Source organism: Nocardioides conyzicola (genome assembly GCF_039543825.1).
Lineage (GTDB): Bacteria > Actinomycetota > Actinomycetes > Propionibacteriales > Nocardioidaceae > Nocardioides > Nocardioides conyzicola.
In genome coordinates, this window is record NZ_BAABKM010000005.1 from 1 (window position 1) to 16,050 (window position 16,050).

Genomic DNA, 16,050 nt, shown 5'->3' on the forward strand with positions numbered 1-16,050 from the left:
CGAGGCCGAGGCCGCCCGCACCCTGCACGAGCGGCGCGCCCGCCTGGACGCGGCGTCGGCCGAGCAGGCCCGGCTGGCCGCCGCCGCCGACCGGCACGCGGAGGCGGTCGGTCGCCTCGACGCCGCCCGTCGCGCCGCGGCCGTCGTCCCGCTCCACCAGGTCGCGGTCCGCGCCCAACGCGCGCGGTCGGCCGCGCACACGGTCGTCCAGCGCCTCGAGGTCGCCGACCGGGCCGCCTTGGAGGCATCGCTGCGCGCGGCCGTCGACGACGCCGCTCGGGCGCGTGCCCTCCAGCCTCGCGTCGACCGCCTCAAGGCCGTGCGCGCCGAGGAGTCGACCTTCCGATCCCGCCGCACCCGCCTCGCCGCCGCGGCCGAGCAGGCCCTCGCCGAAGCGCAGACCCTGGTCGTCACGCTCACCGAGCAGGTCGCCACGGCCCGCGTCGCCCACGACGTCGCCCGCGAGGCCACGCTGCAGGCGCGGACCCGTGCGCTCGACGTACGCGAGGCGCGCTTGCACGGGATGGCCGCCGAGATGGCCGGTGGCCTCGTGGTCGGAGGCTCCTGCCCGGTGTGCGGGTCGTGCGAGCACCCCCACAAGGCCTCCCCCTCGGACGGCGCGCCGGACGAGGCCGCCGAGCGGGCCGCCCAGAAGGACGCCGACGACGCCGCGTCGACCGAGCACCTGCGCGACGTCGAGCTGCGCACGCTGACAGCGGAGCTCACCGCAGCGCAGGCGCGCGTCGGCCAGGTCCCTCCGGAGATCGCCACCGCCACCGGCGCGGTGGAGGCCTCCCTGGCCGCGCTCGCCGCCGAGGCGACCGGCCTCGAGGCCGACCTCGTCGACCACGACGAGAGCCTGCTGACGACGTACGCCGATCGCGAGCGCGCGGCCCGCTCCGGCCTCTCGGCACTCGACACCCTCGCGGCCGCCGAGACCACGCTGGCCGACGCCGAGCAGTCGCTCGCCACCGCTGTCGCCGAGTCCGGCTTCGGTGGCGCCGAGGAGGCCGTGGCGGCAGCTCTCGACCGACGCGCGTACGACGACCTGGCGCGACGCGTCGCGGAGCACGAGCGCCGGACGGCGGCGGTCGCCGCCGTCCTCGGGGAGGTGGGCGCCGACGAGGTCGCCGCGGCCGAGCTGCCCGACCTGCCGGGACTGACCGCGGCCCACCAGGCGTCGCTACGCCACCTGGGTGACGCCCGGGCACAGGAGACCGCGTGGTCGGCCCGCGCCGAGCGCCTGGCCCGCCTCGTCGTCGACCTCGACGCGGCAACCGCGGCCTGGCGCCCGCTGCACGACGACCTCGAGGTGGTCACCCGGCTGTCGTCGTTCGTCGAGGGCAAGTCCGCCGACAACCAGCTGCAGATGCGGCTCTCGGCGTACGTCCTCGCCTACCGGCTCTCCCAGGTCGTGGCCGCGGCCAACGAGCGCCTCGACCGGATGAGCGACCGCCGCTACACCCTGGAGCACACGGGACGCCGCGGCGCCGGCGAGACCCGCGGCGGCCTGAGCCTGCTGGTCCGCGACGACTGGTCCGGGGAGGCCCGCGACCCGGCGACCCTGTCCGGCGGCGAGACCTTCGTGGTCTCGCTCGCCCTCGCCCTCGGCCTCGCCGACGTCGTCACCCAGGAGGCCGGCGGAGCCGACCTGGACACCCTCTTCGTGGACGAGGGCTTCGGCGCCCTCGACGCCGACACCCTCGACGACGTGATGGACACCCTCGACTCGCTGCGCGACGGCGGCCGCGTCGTCGGGGTCGTCAGCCACGTCGCCGAGATGCGCGACCGGATCCCCACCCAGCTGCTGGTGGCGAAGTCGCGGGTCGGGTCGACGGTGGCGATCAGCCGCTAGATTGCAGGGGTGACGTTCCACGTCCCTGCTGACGCCTACGCCCGCTTCATGGGCCGCTTCTCCGAGCCTCTGGGCGTGGCCTTCGCCGACTTCGCCGGCGTCGCACCGGGCATGACCGTCCTCGACGTCGGCTCCGGTCCCGGGGCCCTGACCACCGAGCTCGTGCGCCGGGTCGGCGCGGCCCACGTCGCGGCGGTCGACCCGTCACCACCCTTCGTGGCGGCGCTGCGCGACCGGCTGCCCGAGGTCGACGTACGCACCGCTGCCGCCGAGGCGCTCCCGTTCGGTGACGGCGACTTCGACGCCACGCTCGCGGAGCTCGTCGTGCACTTCATGAGCGACCCGGTCGCGGGGCTGCGCGAGATGGCCCGGGTGACCCGCCCCGGCGGGGTCGTCGCCGCATGCGTCTGGGACCACGACGGCGGCGGCAGCCCCTTGAGCACGTGCTGGGACGTCGCCCGTGACCTGGACCCCGACGTCGTGGACGAGTCCGGACTGGCCGGTGCCCGCGAGGGCCACCTGGAGCAGCTCGCCACCGAGGCCGGGCTGGCCGACGTCGTCGGGACGCTGCTCACCGTCGAGGTCGAGTTCGCGACGTTCGACGAGTGGTGGGAGCCGTACACGTTCGGCATCGGTCCGCTCGGCGACTACATCCGCGGGCTCGGCGACGAGCGCCGAGCGGCGTTGCGGGCCCGCTGCGCCGAGGTGCTGCCGGCGGCGCCGTTCCGGATCACGGGCTCCGCCTGGGCGGTCCGGGCACGGGCCTGATCAGAGGTCGACCGACCCGTGGTCGGCGTCGAACGTGGCACCGGTCAGCTTGGTCTTGGCGAAGCTGATCAGCGACGCCACCTTGCTTCCCGGGGTGTCCCAGTACTCACCGTGCTCGACGTCCACCCGGATGAGCGTCGCGTTCGGGTCCTCGGGGCCGCCGGGAAGCCAGGCCTCGGCGAAGGTGTTCCACAGCTCCTCGAGCTTGGCAGCGTCGTCGACGACGGTCGCGGTGCCCGTCACCGCCACCCAGGAGTCGCGGGCCGAGAAGGTCAGCGAGACGGTCGGGTTGTGCTGGATCGCCCGCGTGTGGGCGGTGTCGCGCGCCGAGATGAACCACATCTCGGCAGAGGGCTCCACCTCCTGGCGGGCCATCGGCAGGCTGCGCGGACCGTCGACGCCGTACGTCGTGAGCATGGCGATCGGCATGTCGGACATGAGGTCGACGAGCTTCTTCTGGTCTTCGTTGTCGGTCATGTCCGGGCGGTACCCCATCGGATAGGTTCGACGCCATGGGCGCCCGTGTGCTTGATCCGACGTTCACCTCCCTCCCCTACCGCAGCCTCGGCGACGCCGCCCTGGCCCGGGCCGCGGAGCTCGGGGCCGCGCATGCGGACTTCCGCTTCGAGCGGGTGCGCTACCAGGAGCTCGGCGTCCGCGACGGCGTCCTGCAGGGCGCCAGCGACACCGAGGACCTCGGCTTCGCCGTCCGCGTCGTGCACGGCGGCGCCTGGGGGTTCGCCGCCGGCGTCGTGCTGAGCGCCGACGAGGCCGTCCGGGTAGCCGAGACCGCCGTCGCCGTGGCCCGGGTGGCCGCCGAGATGACCAGCCGGCCGGTCGAGCTCGCCGCGGAGCCGACGTACGCCGACGTCGAGTGGGTCTCCGCCTACGAGATCGACCCCTTCGACGTCTCCGTGGCCGAGAAGGCCGCGGTGCTCATCGACTGGACCACCCGGCTGCGCACCGGGGCGGCCGTCGACCACGCCTCCGCCCACCTGCTGCAGGTGCACGAGTGCAAGTACTACGCCGACCTCAGCGGCACCCGCACGACGCAGCAACGCGTCCGGCTGCACCCCGGGTTCGAGGCGATGGGCGCCGGCGCCGACACCTTCGACTCGATGGCCAGCATCGCCCCGCCCGTCGGCCGCGGCTGGGAGTACCTCACCGGCGGACCCGACAGCTGGGGCTGGGACGAGGAGATCGAGCAGGTCCCCGAGCTGCTCGCCGAGAAGCTCAAGGCACCGAGCGTCGAGGCCGGCACCTACGACCTGGTCATCCACCCGTCCAACCTGTGGCTCACCATCCACGAGTCGATCGGCCACGCGACCGAGCTCGACCGCGCGCTCGGCTACGAGGCCAACTACGCCGGCACCTCGTTCGCGACCCCCGACAAGCTCGGCTCGCTGCAGTACGGCTCCTCCGTCATGAACGTCACCGGCGACCGCACCGTCGAGCACGGCCTGTCCACGATCGGGTACGACGACGAGGGGGTCGCCACCCAGCGCTGGGACATCGTCAAGGACGGCGTCTTCCGCGGCTACCAGCTCGACCGCTCGATGGGCGCGATGCACCCGGAGCTCAACGACGCGCGCTCCAACGGGTGCGCGTACGCCGACTCCCCCGGCCACATCCCCATCCAGCGGATGGCCAACGTGTCGCTCCAGCCGGCAGCGGACGGACCCAGCACGGACGAGCTGATCGGACGGGTCGAGCGCGGCCTCTACGTCGTCGGGGACAAGTCCTGGTCGATCGACATGCAGCGCTTCAACTTCCAGTTCACGGGTCAGCGGTTCTACCGGATCGCCGACGGGGAGCTGGTCGGCCAGGTCCGCGACGCGGCCTACCAGGCGACGACCACCGACTTCTGGCGCTCGATGGAGGCGGTCGGCGGTCCGGACACCTGGGTCCTCGGCGGCGCCTTCAACTGCGGCAAGGCGCAACCGGGGCAGGTGGCGGCCGTCAGCCACGGCTGTCCGACGTCGCTCTTCCGCGGCGTCCGCATCCTCAACACCGTCGCCGAGGGAGGCAACTGAGATGGCCCTCTCCCCACAGAGCTTCGTGGAGCACGCGCTGAGGACGTCGATCGCCGACGACTGCATCGTGATCGTGCACGACAAGACCAGCGCCAACCTGCGCTGGGCCAACAACACCCTGACCACCAACGGGGTCATGCACGGCCTCGACGTCACCGTGATCTCCTTCGTCCGCGGCGCCGCAGGCGTGGCGACGGGCTCGGTCACCGGCACTGCGACCGACCAGGCCGGGGTGACTACCCTCGTCCAGGCCGCCGACGCGGCCGCCCGGGCCGGCTCCCCCGCCGAGGACGCGGCCGACCTCGTGCGCGACGCGGTCTCGGCCGACTGGGACGAGCTGCCGGTGCCGACCGACATCCACGTGTACGACGCGTTCGCCCCGGCCCTCGGCGAGGCGTTCGGCCGCGCGTCCGCGGCGGACCGGGTCCTCTACGGCTTCGTCAACCACGAGATCACGACGACGTACCTCGGCTCGACCACCGGGCTCCGGCTCCGCCACGTGCAGCCCACCGGCCACTACGCCTGCACCGGCAAGCCGACCGACCTGTCCTCCAGCGCCTGGGTCGGAGGCGCGACCCGCGACTTCGTCGGCGTCGACCCGCTCGCCCTCGACGCGGAGCTCGAGCGGCGGCTCGGCTGGGCCAAGCGACGCGTCGACCTGCCCGCCGGCCGCTACGACACGATCCTGCCGCCCAGCGCGGTCGCCGACCTGATGATCGACGCCTACTGGTACGCCGGCGCCCGCGTCGCCCACGAGGGCCAGTCGGTCTACAGCCGCCGCGGCGGCGGCACCCGCGTCGGCGACCGGATCGCGCAGGCGGGCGTCCAGCTGTTCTCGGACCCCGCGTACGACCCACTGCAGTGCGCGCCGTTCGTCGTCGCCTCCCAGTCCGGCAACGAGTCCTCGGTCTTCGACAACGGGCTCCCCCTCGGCCGCACCGACTGGATCCGCGACGGCGAGCTCACCGCGCTGCTCCAGACCCGGCACTCCGCGGGCCTGACCGGCCTACCGGTCACTCCGGCGATCGACAACCTGGTCCTCTCCGTCGACGGCGGTGCCGGCAGCGAGGCCGACCTGGTCGCCGGCACCGAGCGCGGCCTGCTGCTGACCTGCCTCTGGTACATCCGCGAGGTCGACCCGCAGTCCCTGCTGCTCACCGGGCTCACCCGCGACGGCGTCTACCTGGTCGAGAACGGCGAGATCACCGGAGCGGTCAACAACTTCCGCTTCAACGACAGCCCGGTCGACCTGCTCAACCGGTTCACGCACGCGTCGGCGACGGTGCCGAGCTTCAGCCGCGAGTGGGGCGACGACTACTTCTCGCGTACGGCGACCCCCGCGCTCCGGGTGCCGGACTTTAACATGTCGAGCGTCTCCCAGGCCCAGTAGCCCAGGTCCCGCAGCCTTCCTCCACGGTCACTCCTCGGCCGAACCGGCCGTCCGGCGTTCTCCTTCGCAGGGATACCCGGTTAACCGGGTATCCCTGAACTCCTCAGGCACTGCAGAGCCCCAGAAGTTCGTGGAGTGCCTGAGGAGTAGGCGACGTCAGCATCACGCCGCTGCCCGCTGGAGGAAATTCTCGCTTTCGGATGCAACCGGCCCCCGGGTCCGGGCGTATCCCGAGTGTTCGTCAGACCGACGACCACCTCACACAGAAAGCGACTCCGACATGCGCAGCACCCAGCTCATCACGGGCGCCCTGGCCGTCGCCGCGACCTCTGCCCTCATCGGGCTGGGCACGGCGCCGGGCATCGCCCAGACCCCCGACCCCACGGCCCCCGGCACCAGCCGCGAGACCGGCAAGCTCCTGGAGTGCACCGGCGCCGCCGGCGCCATCCCCGTGCGGGCCAACCTCTACCAGAACACCACCTACGGCAACTTCCTCGAGGTGCTCGTCCACGACGGCACCCCCGACGAGGCCGGTGCGTCCCGTGAGGCGGCGAAGCCGTTCGTGGTGAAGAACAAGGTCCGCGCCACGGCCAGGATCGCCGGCGAGAAGCTCGTCATCACCGGCACCGCGAAGCCGACCGGTGAGGTCCGCCGCGTCCACGACGTCGTCGAGGACGCCGGGCTGCGGATCGTGACGACCGGCAAGCACAAGCTGCTCAAGCCGATCCTCAAGGTCAGCTACGCCGGCCGGTCCGGCAGGCTCACGTGCGACAACGCGTTCGCCTTCAACCTGAAGGTGACGAAGACGTCCATCGTGGACTGACCGATAACCCCACCGACGAGGGCGTTGGTGCCATAGCGTCTCCCCGACCGACCTGTCTGTGCCCGGAACGGAGCCCCATGCGCACCAGCGCCCTCGTCCGCGTCGCCGCGGCCCTCACCGCCTCCCTGCTCGCGGCCCCACTGCTCGGCAGCTCGCCGTCGCACGCCGACGAGCCGGCGCTGCCGGTGGTGGTCGCCGACACGATCGCGCTCTACCCCGGACAGGTCGGCCAGGTCAACGTCCTCACCAACGACAGCTCGCCGGACGGCGACGACCTGGCGCTGTGCCGATTCCCCGAGCCCAGCCTCGTCGGCAACACGATGCCGGCGGTCGTAGCGACGGACGTGAGCTCGCTGGCTGAGCCGGGTGAGGTCATGGTCATGACCGCCCCGCGCGCACGCGGCACGCACGTCATCGACTACTACGTGTGCGACCACACCCACCTGGTCCCGGCCCAGCTCACGGTCGAGATCAAGGCCGTCGCCCCCGTCAAGGTGCACAAGGTCGCTGGCAAGCCGGGCCGCCTGGCGGTCACCAACAAGAACGACAAGGCGATCCGCTTCTGGTACGGCGACCGCCGGGCGGACAAGCCCGACGGCAAGGTCAGCATCCCGGCCGGAGCCACCCGGATGGTCGCCGTCCGGCGCCACACCATCGTGTGGATCGCCCTCATCGGCGGAAACCACGGCAAGGCGGCGCTGCTCAGCTCGCCCGGCATCGCCGGCCACGGCGTGGTCCGGGGTATCAAGCTGCGGCCCGGCACCGAGCTCCCGCGGCCTCCGAAGAGCAAGCCCGAGCCCGACTTCCGGTCGTCGGCAGGAGCGCGGTGGCTGCCTCGGGTCCGGCTGCCGTGAGGCCCGTGCGGCGCTTGGCCGTGTGCTCGACCCTCGTCACCCTGCTCGTCGGCGTGTTCGCGGTGGGAGTTGCCGAGGCTGACGTCCCGGCTCCGGTGGTCGTCAACGACTCCATCACCATGTGGCCGGGCTCCACCGACATGATCGACGTGCTCGCCAACGACACCGACCCGGCAGGCGGCGACCTCGCCTTCTGCCGGTTGCCGAAGCTCGCGTCGCCCGGGCCGATCCACGTCGCCGACGCGTCGATGTTCTCCAGCGAGATCGAGCCGGGCGATCTGCAGGTCAGCGCCGACGCGGGCGCTCGCGGCACGTACGAGGTGGACTACTACGTGTGCAACCACGACCACCTCACCCCTGCCACCCTGACTGTCGACATCCGACCCGTCGAGCCGGTCGACGTGGTGGCGGCGCCCCGTCGACCAGGTTGGCTCCGAGTCGACAACCACAACAGTCGGCGGGTCTTCGTGCTCATCCTCGACCGCGGTGGCTGCCGGATGGACGGCCACGGCTACGTGCCGGCGCACGGCTCCCGGTTGCTGCGCGCGCGCCACCACAGGATCACCTGGATCGCAGGCATCGGGGCCGGGGACGACGGAGGTGTCGCCGATCAAGGACGGCTCAACCGGGTCCCGCTCGACGGCCCGCCCGCGCCGAAGTCCCCGCCGGGCCACTTCTGCCAGTACTACTTCGGACGAGCGGTCGCCGGTCAGCCTGCTGGGTGACCACCCGGGATCGGCGCGTCCGGGTCGTACGGCGTCCGTGTGTAGATGAAGGTCGCGATGTCGAGGTGGCCGATGCTGCCGTCGGCGCGGCGTACGACGTGCAGCTCCTCGCCGGCGTGGTAGCCGGAGAGGCCGACCACCCGACCGTCGCGCACGGCGAAGCGGTAGAGCTCGACGCCGTTGCGGCGACCGACCAGCTCGGCCGCCTCCATCGTGAAGACGATCGGGGTGTTGCCCCAGTGCCACACACCGGGGACGCCGGCCAGCTCTGCCGGCAGGGCGGGCGACGGCGTCCAGGCCGGGGCGACCGTCGGCTCGCAGCGCTCGAGCTCCTCGAGCAGCTCGCCGACGATCGCGGCCGGTGAGTAGCCGACGGTGGCGTTGGCGAGCACGACACCGCCCACCCGCCGGCCACGGTCGACCAGGCAGGTCGCCAGGAAGCCCGGCATCGAGCCGGTGTGGCCCGCGAGCGTGCCCGAGCCCCCGGGGAAGAGCTGGAAGCCCAGCCCGTGCGCGTAGCGGACGCCGTCCTTGGGGTTGCCGGACTGGGGGCCGAACGCCTGCCGGAGCTCGTCCGCCGACAGCACGTCGGGGTGGCCGTCGAGCAGGAACGCCGCGTAGCGAGCGAGATCGGTGACCGTCGCCCACACCTGACCGGCCGGCGCCATCGCACCGGTGTCGGTCGCCGGCTCGGGCACCAGCGTGGACTCGTAGGGCTGCACCGACCAGCCCTGCGCGGCGGCCCCCTCCGGCAGGTACGACGTGCGCGTCATGCCGAGCGGAGCCAGGACCCGGGCCTCGACGGCCTCCCACCAGGTGGTGCCGAGGAGCTGGGCAGCGAGCTCACCGAGCAGCGCGTAGCCGAGGTTGGAGTAGTGGAACTCCTGGTGGGCCGGGAACACCGCGCCCGACCCGTCGTGGGCGGCCGCGAGCTCGTCCCAGCTCAGGCCGGCGGACCTCTCCCACCACGAGCCCGCCGGCTCGGACTGCATGCCCGAGCTGTGCGCGAGCAGCGTGCGCAGGGTCCGGTCGCCATATCCGATGCCGCCGGTCCCGACGTCGCCGAGGACGGTCGAGGCGGGATCGTCGAGGCCGATGCGGCCGTCGCGGACCAGCTGGAGCACCAGCACGGCGGTCATCGTCTTGGTGATCGACCCGATCCGGTACTGCACGTCCAACGGGTCGTGGCCGGGCACCGCCGGCTCGCCGTACGCGTCGAACCAGATCGGCTCGCCGTCGCGGACCAGTCCCGCCACGACCGACGGCAGCCGGCCGGTCGTCTGCGCGTGGGCGAGCCGGGCGCGCAGGCGCCGGGCGGTCAGGTCCGCGACGGGTGCGCTCACTCCGCGAAGGCTTCCAGGGGCGGGCACGCGCACACCAGGTTGCGGTCGCCGTACGCCTGGTCGATGCGGGCGACCGGCGGCCAGTACTTGTCGGGGTCGATGCCGGTCGGGAAGACCGCCTCCTCGCGGGAGTAGGCGCGCTTCCACTTGCCGACGAGCGCCCGCGACGTGTGCGGCGCACCCCGCAGCGGCGACTCCTCGGCCGTCCACTCCCCCGCCGCGACGCGGTCGATCTCACCGCGGATCGCGATCATGGCGTCGATGAACCGGTCGATCTCGGGCAGGTCCTCGGACTCCGTCGGCTCGACCATCAGGGTGCCGGCCACCGGGAACGACATCGTCGGCGCGTGGAAGCCGTAGTCGACCAGCCGCTTGGCGACGTCGTCGACCGTGACGCCGGTGTCCTTGGTCAGCCCGCGCAGGTCGAGGATGCACTCGTGGGCGACCAGCCCGCCGTGGCCGCGGTAGAGCACCGGGTAGGCCTCGCCGAGCCGGGACGCGATGTAGTTGGCCGACAGCACGGCGACCGCGGTCGCCCGGGTCAGGCCGGCCGCGCCCATCAGCCGGATGTAGGCCCACGAGATCGGCAGGATGCCGGCGGAGCCGTACGGCGCAGCGCTGATCGGGCCGATGCCCTCGCGCTTGTCCTGCTCGGGGTGCATGGCGTGCGAGGGCAGGTACGGCGCCAGGTGGGCGCGCACCGCGACCGGTCCGACGCCGGGGCCGCCGCCGCCGTGCGGGATGCAGAAGGTCTTGTGCAGGTTGAGGTGCGAGACGTCGCCACCGAACTCGCCCGGCTTCGCGAAGCCGAGCAGGGCGTTGAGGTTGGCGCCGTCGACGTACACCTGGCCACCGTGGTCGTGCACGATCGCGCAGAGCTCGCCGATGGTGTCCTCGTAGGCGCCGTGCGTCGACGGGTAGGTCACCATGATCGCGGCCAGGTCGTCGGCGTGCTTGTCGCACTGCGCGCGCAGGTCGTCGAGGTCGACGGTCCCGTCGGCACCGGACTTCACGACCACGACCTTCATGCCGGCCATCACCGCGGACGCGGCGTTGGTGCCGTGCGCGGAGCTCGGGATCAGGCAGACGTCGCGGTGGGTGTCGCCGTTGGCCCGGTGGTAGCCGCGGATGGCGAGCAGGCCGGCCAGCTCTCCCTGGGACCCGGCGTTGGGCTGGATCGAGACCCGGTCGTAGCCGGTGACCTCGGCCAGCCAGCCCTCGAGGTCGTTGACGAGCTGGCGGTATCCGGCGGCGTCCTCGGCGGGAGCGAAGGGGTGCAGGTCGGCGAAGCCCGGCAGCGACACCGGCTCCATCTCCGTGGTCGCGTTGAGCTTCATCGTGCACGAGCCGAGCGGGATCATCCCGCGGTCGAGCGCGTAGTCACGGGCCGACAGCTTGCGCAGGTAGCGCAGCATCGCGGCCTCGCTGTGGTGCGTGCTGAAGACCTCGTGCGTGAGGTAGGGCGTGGTGCGGACCAGCGCGTCCGGCAGGGCGTCCGCGGTCGCGGTGTCGACGGCGTCGAGGTCGACCCCCGAGATCGCGAAGGCCTTCAGCACGCTGCTGATCGTGGAGCGGGTGGTGAGCTCGGAGGTGGTGATGCCCACGGTGTCGGCGTCGACCAGCCGCAGCTGGAGGCCGTAGGTGCGGGCGGTGGTGACGACGTCCGCGGCGCGGCCGGTGACCGGCACGGTCAGGGTGTCGAAGAAGTCCGCGTGCTGCACCTCGATGCCGCCCTCGGCCAGGGCCGCCGCAAGGACGGCGGCGTACCGGTGGGTGCGGGTCGCGATCGAGCGCAGGCCCTGCGGGCCGTGGTAGACGGCGTACATCGACGCGACGACGGCCAGCAGCACCTGCGCGGTGCAGATGTTGGAGGTCGCCTTGTCGCGGCGGATGTGCTGCTCGCGGGTCTGCAGGGCCAGGCGGTACGCCGGGCGGCCTTCGGCGTCGACGGAGACGCCGACCAGCCGGCCCGGGAGGTGGCGCTCGAGGCCCGCGGCGACGGACATGTAGCCGGCGTGCGGGCCGCCGTAGAAGAGCGGGACGCCGAAGCGCTGGCTGGAGCCGACGACGACGTCCGCGCCCAGGACACCGGGCGCCTCGAGCACGGTCAGCGCCAGCAGGTCGGCGGCGACGACCGCGAGGGCGTCGCGCTCGTGCGTCTGCTCGATGACCTTCCGGGGGTCGAGCACGCGACCGGAGGCACCGGGGTACTGCACGAGCACCCCGCTCAGCCCGGACTCGAGCACCGACTCCGGCAGCCCGTCGCTCAGGTCGGCGACGACGACCTCGATCCCCATCGCCTCGGCGCGGGTGCGGACCACGTCGATCGTCTGCGGCAGCGCGTCCGCGTCGACCACGAACGGGCCGGCCGCCTTGCGGTTGGCGCGGCGTACCAGCGTCATCGCCTCGGCGGCCGCGGTGCCCTCGTCGAGCAGCGACGCGTTGGCGGTCGGCAGGCCGGTGAGGTCGCCGACGACGGTCTGGAAGTTGAGCAGCGCCTCGAGCCGGCCCTGCGAGATCTCCGGCTGGTACGGCGTGTACGCGGTGTACCAGCTCGGGTCCTCGAGCACGTTGCGGCGGATGACGGGCGGCGTGATCGTGCCGTGGTAGCCGAGCCCGATCATCGGCTCGCCCGGCCGGTTCTGGTGCGCGATCGCGCGCAGCTCACGGGCGGCGGCCTCCTCGCTCAGCGGCGAGGGCAGGTCGAGCGACTCGGTGACCCGGATCGCCCCGGGGACCGCTGCATCCATGAGGGCGTCGAGCGAGTCGAACCCGAGTCGGTCCAGCATCGTCGCGACGTCGGCCTCGCGGACGCCGATGTGGCGTTCGACGAACGGCAGCGCGCCGTCGAGGTCGGTCAGGGTGGGGTGGTCTGACATCTGGTGGGCTCCTCGAAGATCGTTCGGGTGCCTCCCCCTCTGTCACGCCACCGTTGGCGCTTCAGAGTGCCTGACCCGCACGGTCCGTTGGCCTGAGAGGTTCCGGGGAGGAATTGCCCCTTCGGCGCCCCGGCCTGCGCGAGCACCGAGGACTCTCCCGTGCAGGAGTGTCAGCACGACCAACCTACCAAGGAGCCCACAACGAACGACGACCCGCCCGATGTGTCGGGCGGGTCGTACGTCGGAGTCTGGGTCAGCTGATCTTGCGCGCCCGGCGCGCGGCGAGCTCGTCGCCGGCCAGCGGCTCCGCCTCGACCTCGGCGGTGCGCTCGGACGGGAGCTCGGCGAGGGTGCCCTCGATCTCGTTCCAGACGCCGCCGATGGCGATGCCGAACACGCCCTGGCCGCCCTGGAGGAGGTCGATGATCTCCTCGTTGTTGGTGCACTCGTAGACCGAGACGCCGTCGCTCATCAGGGTGACGCGGGTCAGGTCCTCGGTGCCACGCGCCCGCAGGTGCTGCACGGCCGTGCGGATCTGCTGCAGCGAGATCCCGGCGTCGAGCAGGCGCTTGACGACCTTGAGCAGCAGGATGTCCTGGAAGGAGTAGAGCCGCTGCGAGCCGGAGCCCTTGGCGCCCCGGACGGTGGGCTCGATCAGGCCGGTGCGGGCCCAGTAGTCGAGCTGGCGGTAGGTGATGCCCGCGGCGTTGCACGCCGTCGGGCCGCGGTAGCCGGTGTCGCTGGGCAGCGGAGAGACGTCGTCGGTGAAGAGCAGACCCTGCTCCTCGGCCTCCTGGGCAGCGAGCGCCGCATTGACGTCCGGCTGCTTCTCGTTCTCTTCCACGCGGTCCTCCGGGGGCTACTCCGTCGATCGTAACTCTCCGGGGAAGGTGCCGATCGGCCCACCGGAGCGGGTCTCACAGCGTTGGAGTTACAACAGAGACAGTTCAAGGTAGGCCCGGTGGGCGGACCCGTCAAAGACCTGGGCGGCGTGTCGCAACCCTCAACCTCACGTTGAGGGTTAGCCCTGAGGGGCGTCGAAGTCCTCGGGGGTGACCTGGTCGAGGAACTCGCGGAACTTCTCGACCTCGTCCTCCTGCTCGGCGGGGACGGCGAGGCCGGCCTCGTCGAGCACCTCGTCGGCGCAGACGATCCGGGTGCCGGTGCGCAGGGCGAGGGCGATCGAGTCGGAGGGGCGGGCACTGACCTCGGCGCCCGAGCCGAAGACCAGGTTGGCGAAGAAGACGCCGTCCTTGACCTCGGTGATCTGAACCTCGGTCAGCTCGTTGCCGGTCGCCTCGAGGACGTCCTTGAGCAGGTCGTGGGTCAACGGCCGCGGGGGGACGACGCCCTGCTGGGCGAAGGCGATCGCGGTGGCCTCCACCGCACCGATCCAGATGGGCAGGTAGCGGTCCCCCGACACCTCCCGCAGCAGCACGATCGGCTGGTTGGAGGGCATCTCGACCCTGACTCCCAAGACATCGACTTCGCGCACGTCGTTCACCCTACTCCGGGGTGGAAGGGGTTCGCGGAGGGCGATCAGGAGCTGCGGAGCCCGGACTTGACCAGGGTGGCGTGCAGCCGCACCGACAGCGCTGCGATCTCGCTGACGGTCTCCTCGGCGCGCGCCTTGGCGGCGGCGTCGCGGCCGCGCTTGTCCGGCGCGACGACCTGCTCGACCAGCCCGACCTCGCGGTCCGCCGAGGTCTTGAAGGCGCGAAGGTGGCGCGGCTCGAAGCCGAAGTCGGCGAGCTCACGGGCGGTCTGGACGATCACCAGCGCGTCGGTGTCGTAGTGGCCGGTCCGCGAGGGCGCGACCAGGCCGAACTGCTCCAGCTCGGCGAGCAGCTCCTCGGAGATCTCGGCGATCTTCACCAGCTCGCGCCGCGAGAGCCGGACGTTGTCGCGGCGCAGGAAGGACTCGGGGCTCGGCATGCCGTCGGCGGCGAGCGCCACGGTGGGCACGGTCGGCACCACCGGGTCGATCGGCGGCGGCTCGAGCCCGCGGTCCATCGCGTCCAGGTGCTCGCCGATGACCCGGAGCGGCAGGTAGTGGTCGCGCTGCATCCGCAGCACGTAGCGCAGCCGGTCGACGTCCTCGGCCGCGAACTTCCGGTAGCCGGCGGCGGTGCGCTCGGGCTTGATCAGGCCCTTGTCCTCGAGGAACCGGATCTTCGGGATGGTGATCCCGGGGAAGTCCGGTCGGAGCCGGTCGAGGACCTCGCCGATGTTCATCCGGGCGCGCGAGGGCGACGGGCCCGCGGCCGAGCCGGTGACGGCACTCATCGGGCGGCGCTCATCTCGCAGGGCCCCACGTGCGGCGGGTCACCCGTCCGTGCGCCCCGAGAAGAAGACCAGGCGGAACTTGCCGATCTGCACCTCGTCCCCGTCGTTGAGCCGGACCCGGTCGATCCGGTCGCGGTTGACGTAGGTGCCGTTGAGGCTGCCCACGTCGCTCACCGTGAACGAGTCGCCCTGGCGGTGGAACTCGGCGTGCCGACGCGACACCGTGACGTCGTCGAGGAAGATCTCGCTCTCGGGGTGCCGGCCGGCGCTCACGACGTCCTGGTCGAGCAGGAACCGGCTCCCGGACCCGGGGCCGCGCTGGACGACGAGGAGGGCGTGCCCGCTCGGCAGGGCGTCGACCGCGGCCGCGTCGACCGCGTTGAGCTGCCGGTCGGAGGTCTCGGCCTTGTCGGCGGCGCCGATCGAGATCGTCGCGGTGGACTCGCCGGACGGCTCGGCGTCGGGGACCGGCTGGGCGGTCTGGAGCCGGTTGCCGCACTGCGCGCAGAAGCGTGCGTCATCAGGGTTCTGCGTGCCACACACTGTGCAGAACGGCATCGGTCAGTCCTTCGTCGGTCGGCAGAACCCTCAGGGGTCGGTAGAGGGTGAAGGTTGCCCCGAACCTATCAGCCAGCAGGGCGCGATCAAGTGGACTCGCGGCGAGACGTCAGGCGTCGAGGGAGGCCTCGTACGTCGCGGCGTCCATCAGGCCCTCGGGCGCGGCGTTGCCCGACGGCACGACCTCGAACAGCCAGCCGCCGCCGTACGGGTCGGTGTTGACGAGCTCGGGGGTCGCGTCCAGCGTTTCGTTGCGCGCGACCACCTCGCCGGAGACCGGGGCGTAGATGTCGCTGACCGACTTCGTCGACTCGAGCTCGCCGCAGGTGGAGCCGGCCTCGACCGTGTCGCCGACCTCGGGCAGCGAGACGTAGACGATGTCGCCGAGGGCGTCCTGGGCGTACTCGGTGATGCCGATCCGCACCGAGCCCTCGTGCTCCCCGGGCTCGCGGACCCACTCGTGCTCGGTGGTGTACTTCAGGTCGTCGGGGTACACGGGATCTCCTCGGGTCGGGTGCGGACTGCGCCAGCGGTGA

General features: G+C 72.3%; 15 protein-coding genes and 1 riboswitch. Of the genes, 7 read left to right on the top strand and 8 right to left on the bottom strand.

What is annotated here, in order from left to right; translation table 11 throughout:
* Both ABEA34_RS21700 and ABEA34_RS21705 read left to right on the top strand, forming a co-directional pair.
* Nucleotides 1–1,855 (top strand): SbcC/MukB-like Walker B domain-containing protein (locus tag ABEA34_RS21700; RefSeq protein WP_345523780.1); only part of this gene is annotated, 1,855 nt, incomplete at its 5' end.
* 9 nt (nucleotides 1,856–1,864) lie between these two features.
* Nucleotides 1,865–2,623, top strand: coding sequence for a class I SAM-dependent methyltransferase (locus ABEA34_RS21705; RefSeq protein WP_345523781.1), 759 nt, complete (start codon nucleotides 1,865–1,867; stop codon nucleotides 2,621–2,623).
* On the opposite strand, the gene ABEA34_RS21710 is transcribed toward ABEA34_RS21705, so the two are convergent.
* The gene (locus ABEA34_RS21710; RefSeq protein WP_345523782.1) at nucleotides 2,624–3,100 is read right to left on the bottom strand and encodes a pyridoxamine 5'-phosphate oxidase family protein; all 477 of its coding nucleotides are present in this window, start codon (nucleotides 3,098–3,100) and stop codon (nucleotides 2,624–2,626) included.
* A 35-nt stretch (nucleotides 3,101–3,135) separates the two neighbouring features.
* On the opposite strand from ABEA34_RS21710, the gene ABEA34_RS21715 reads away from it, so the two are divergent.
* The 5 genes from ABEA34_RS21715 (at nucleotide 3,136) to ABEA34_RS21735 (ending at nucleotide 8,448) form a co-directional block, all read left to right on the top strand.
* Nucleotides 3,136–4,656 (top strand): TldD/PmbA family protein, encoded by a 1,521-nt coding sequence (locus ABEA34_RS21715; RefSeq protein ID WP_345523783.1) that lies wholly within the window; start codon nucleotides 3,136–3,138, stop codon nucleotides 4,654–4,656.
* Nucleotide 4,657: 1 nt separating this feature from the next.
* Complete coding sequence (locus ABEA34_RS21720) at nucleotides 4,658–6,046, top strand: metallopeptidase TldD-related protein (RefSeq protein WP_345523785.1); 1,389 nt, start codon at nucleotides 4,658–4,660, stop codon at nucleotides 6,044–6,046.
* Between the two features lie 280 nt (nucleotides 6,047–6,326).
* Nucleotides 6,327–6,869, top strand: a complete 543-nt coding sequence (locus ABEA34_RS21725) for a hypothetical protein (RefSeq protein WP_345523787.1) — start codon at nucleotides 6,327–6,329, stop codon at nucleotides 6,867–6,869.
* A gap of 77 nt (nucleotides 6,870–6,946) precedes the next feature.
* Entirely contained in the window at nucleotides 6,947–7,723 is a 777-nt protein-coding gene (locus ABEA34_RS21730; protein ID WP_345523789.1) for an Ig-like domain-containing protein, read from the top strand.
* A gap of 5 nt (nucleotides 7,724–7,728) precedes the next feature.
* Nucleotides 7,729–8,448 carry an Ig-like domain-containing protein gene (locus ABEA34_RS21735; RefSeq protein ID WP_345523790.1) on the top strand — a complete coding sequence of 240 codons (720 nt, stop codon included), beginning with the start codon at nucleotides 7,729–7,731 and terminating at the stop codon, nucleotides 8,446–8,448.
* Here ABEA34_RS21735 and ABEA34_RS21740 read toward each other — a convergent pair.
* The 7 genes from ABEA34_RS21740 to gcvH form a co-directional block, all read right to left on the bottom strand.
* Complete coding sequence (locus tag ABEA34_RS21740; RefSeq protein WP_345523791.1) at nucleotides 8,433–9,791, bottom strand: serine hydrolase domain-containing protein; 1,359 nt, start codon at nucleotides 9,789–9,791, stop codon at nucleotides 8,433–8,435. The genes ABEA34_RS21735 and ABEA34_RS21740 overlap by 16 nt on opposite strands.
* Nucleotides 9,788–12,670 (bottom strand): aminomethyl-transferring glycine dehydrogenase, encoded by a 2,883-nt coding sequence (gene gcvP / locus ABEA34_RS21745; protein ID WP_345523792.1) that lies wholly within the window; start codon nucleotides 12,668–12,670, stop codon nucleotides 9,788–9,790. Before gcvP ends, ABEA34_RS21740 begins: the two co-directional genes overlap by 4 nt.
* 70 nt (nucleotides 12,671–12,740) lie before the next feature.
* Nucleotides 12,741–12,840: riboswitch (glycine riboswitch) on the bottom strand.
* A gap of 83 nt (nucleotides 12,841–12,923) precedes the next feature.
* Nucleotides 12,924–13,514 (bottom strand): MerR family transcriptional regulator, encoded by a 591-nt coding sequence (locus ABEA34_RS21750; protein ID WP_345523793.1) that lies wholly within the window; start codon nucleotides 13,512–13,514, stop codon nucleotides 12,924–12,926.
* Between the two features lie 177 nt (nucleotides 13,515–13,691).
* Nucleotides 13,692–14,165: a bifunctional nuclease family protein gene (locus tag ABEA34_RS21755; protein ID WP_345523794.1), complete on the bottom strand. Its 474-nt coding sequence runs from the start codon at nucleotides 14,163–14,165 to the stop codon at nucleotides 13,692–13,694.
* A gap of 44 nt (nucleotides 14,166–14,209) precedes the next feature.
* On the bottom strand, nucleotides 14,210–14,956 hold the full coding sequence (gene ftsR / locus ABEA34_RS21760) for a transcriptional regulator FtsR (protein ID WP_345523795.1): 747 nt from the start codon (nucleotides 14,954–14,956) through the stop codon (nucleotides 14,210–14,212).
* 39 nt (nucleotides 14,957–14,995) lie between these two features.
* Entirely contained in the window at nucleotides 14,996–15,514 is a 519-nt protein-coding gene (locus ABEA34_RS21765; protein ID WP_345523796.1) for a zinc-ribbon and FHA domain-containing protein, read from the bottom strand.
* Nucleotides 15,515–15,623: 109 nt separating this feature from the next.
* Nucleotides 15,624–16,010 carry a glycine cleavage system protein GcvH gene (gcvH, locus tag ABEA34_RS21770; RefSeq protein WP_345523797.1) on the bottom strand — a complete coding sequence of 129 codons (387 nt, stop codon included), beginning with the start codon at nucleotides 16,008–16,010 and terminating at the stop codon, nucleotides 15,624–15,626.
* Nucleotides 16,011–16,050 lie beyond the last annotated feature (40 nt).

Coding starts and splice junctions, on each gene's coding strand:
- ABEA34_RS21710 (WP_345523782.1), bottom strand. CDS start 3,100: ATGACCGACAACGAAGACCAGAAGAAGCTCGTCGACCTCATGTCCGAC.
- gcvP (WP_345523792.1), bottom strand. CDS start 12,670: ATGTCAGACCACCCCACCCTGACCGACCTCGACGGCGCGCTGCCGTTC.
- ABEA34_RS21725 (WP_345523787.1), top strand. CDS start 6,327: ATGCGCAGCACCCAGCTCATCACGGGCGCCCTGGCCGTCGCCGCGACC.
- ABEA34_RS21730 (WP_345523789.1), top strand. CDS start 6,947: ATGCGCACCAGCGCCCTCGTCCGCGTCGCCGCGGCCCTCACCGCCTCC.
- ABEA34_RS21720 (WP_345523785.1), top strand. CDS start 4,658: ATGGCCCTCTCCCCACAGAGCTTCGTGGAGCACGCGCTGAGGACGTCG.
- ftsR (WP_345523795.1), bottom strand. CDS start 14,956: ATGAGTGCCGTCACCGGCTCGGCCGCGGGCCCGTCGCCCTCGCGCGCC.
- ABEA34_RS21715 (WP_345523783.1), top strand. CDS start 3,136: ATGGGCGCCCGTGTGCTTGATCCGACGTTCACCTCCCTCCCCTACCGC.
- ABEA34_RS21765 (WP_345523796.1), bottom strand. CDS start 15,514: ATGCCGTTCTGCACAGTGTGTGGCACGCAGAACCCTGATGACGCACGC.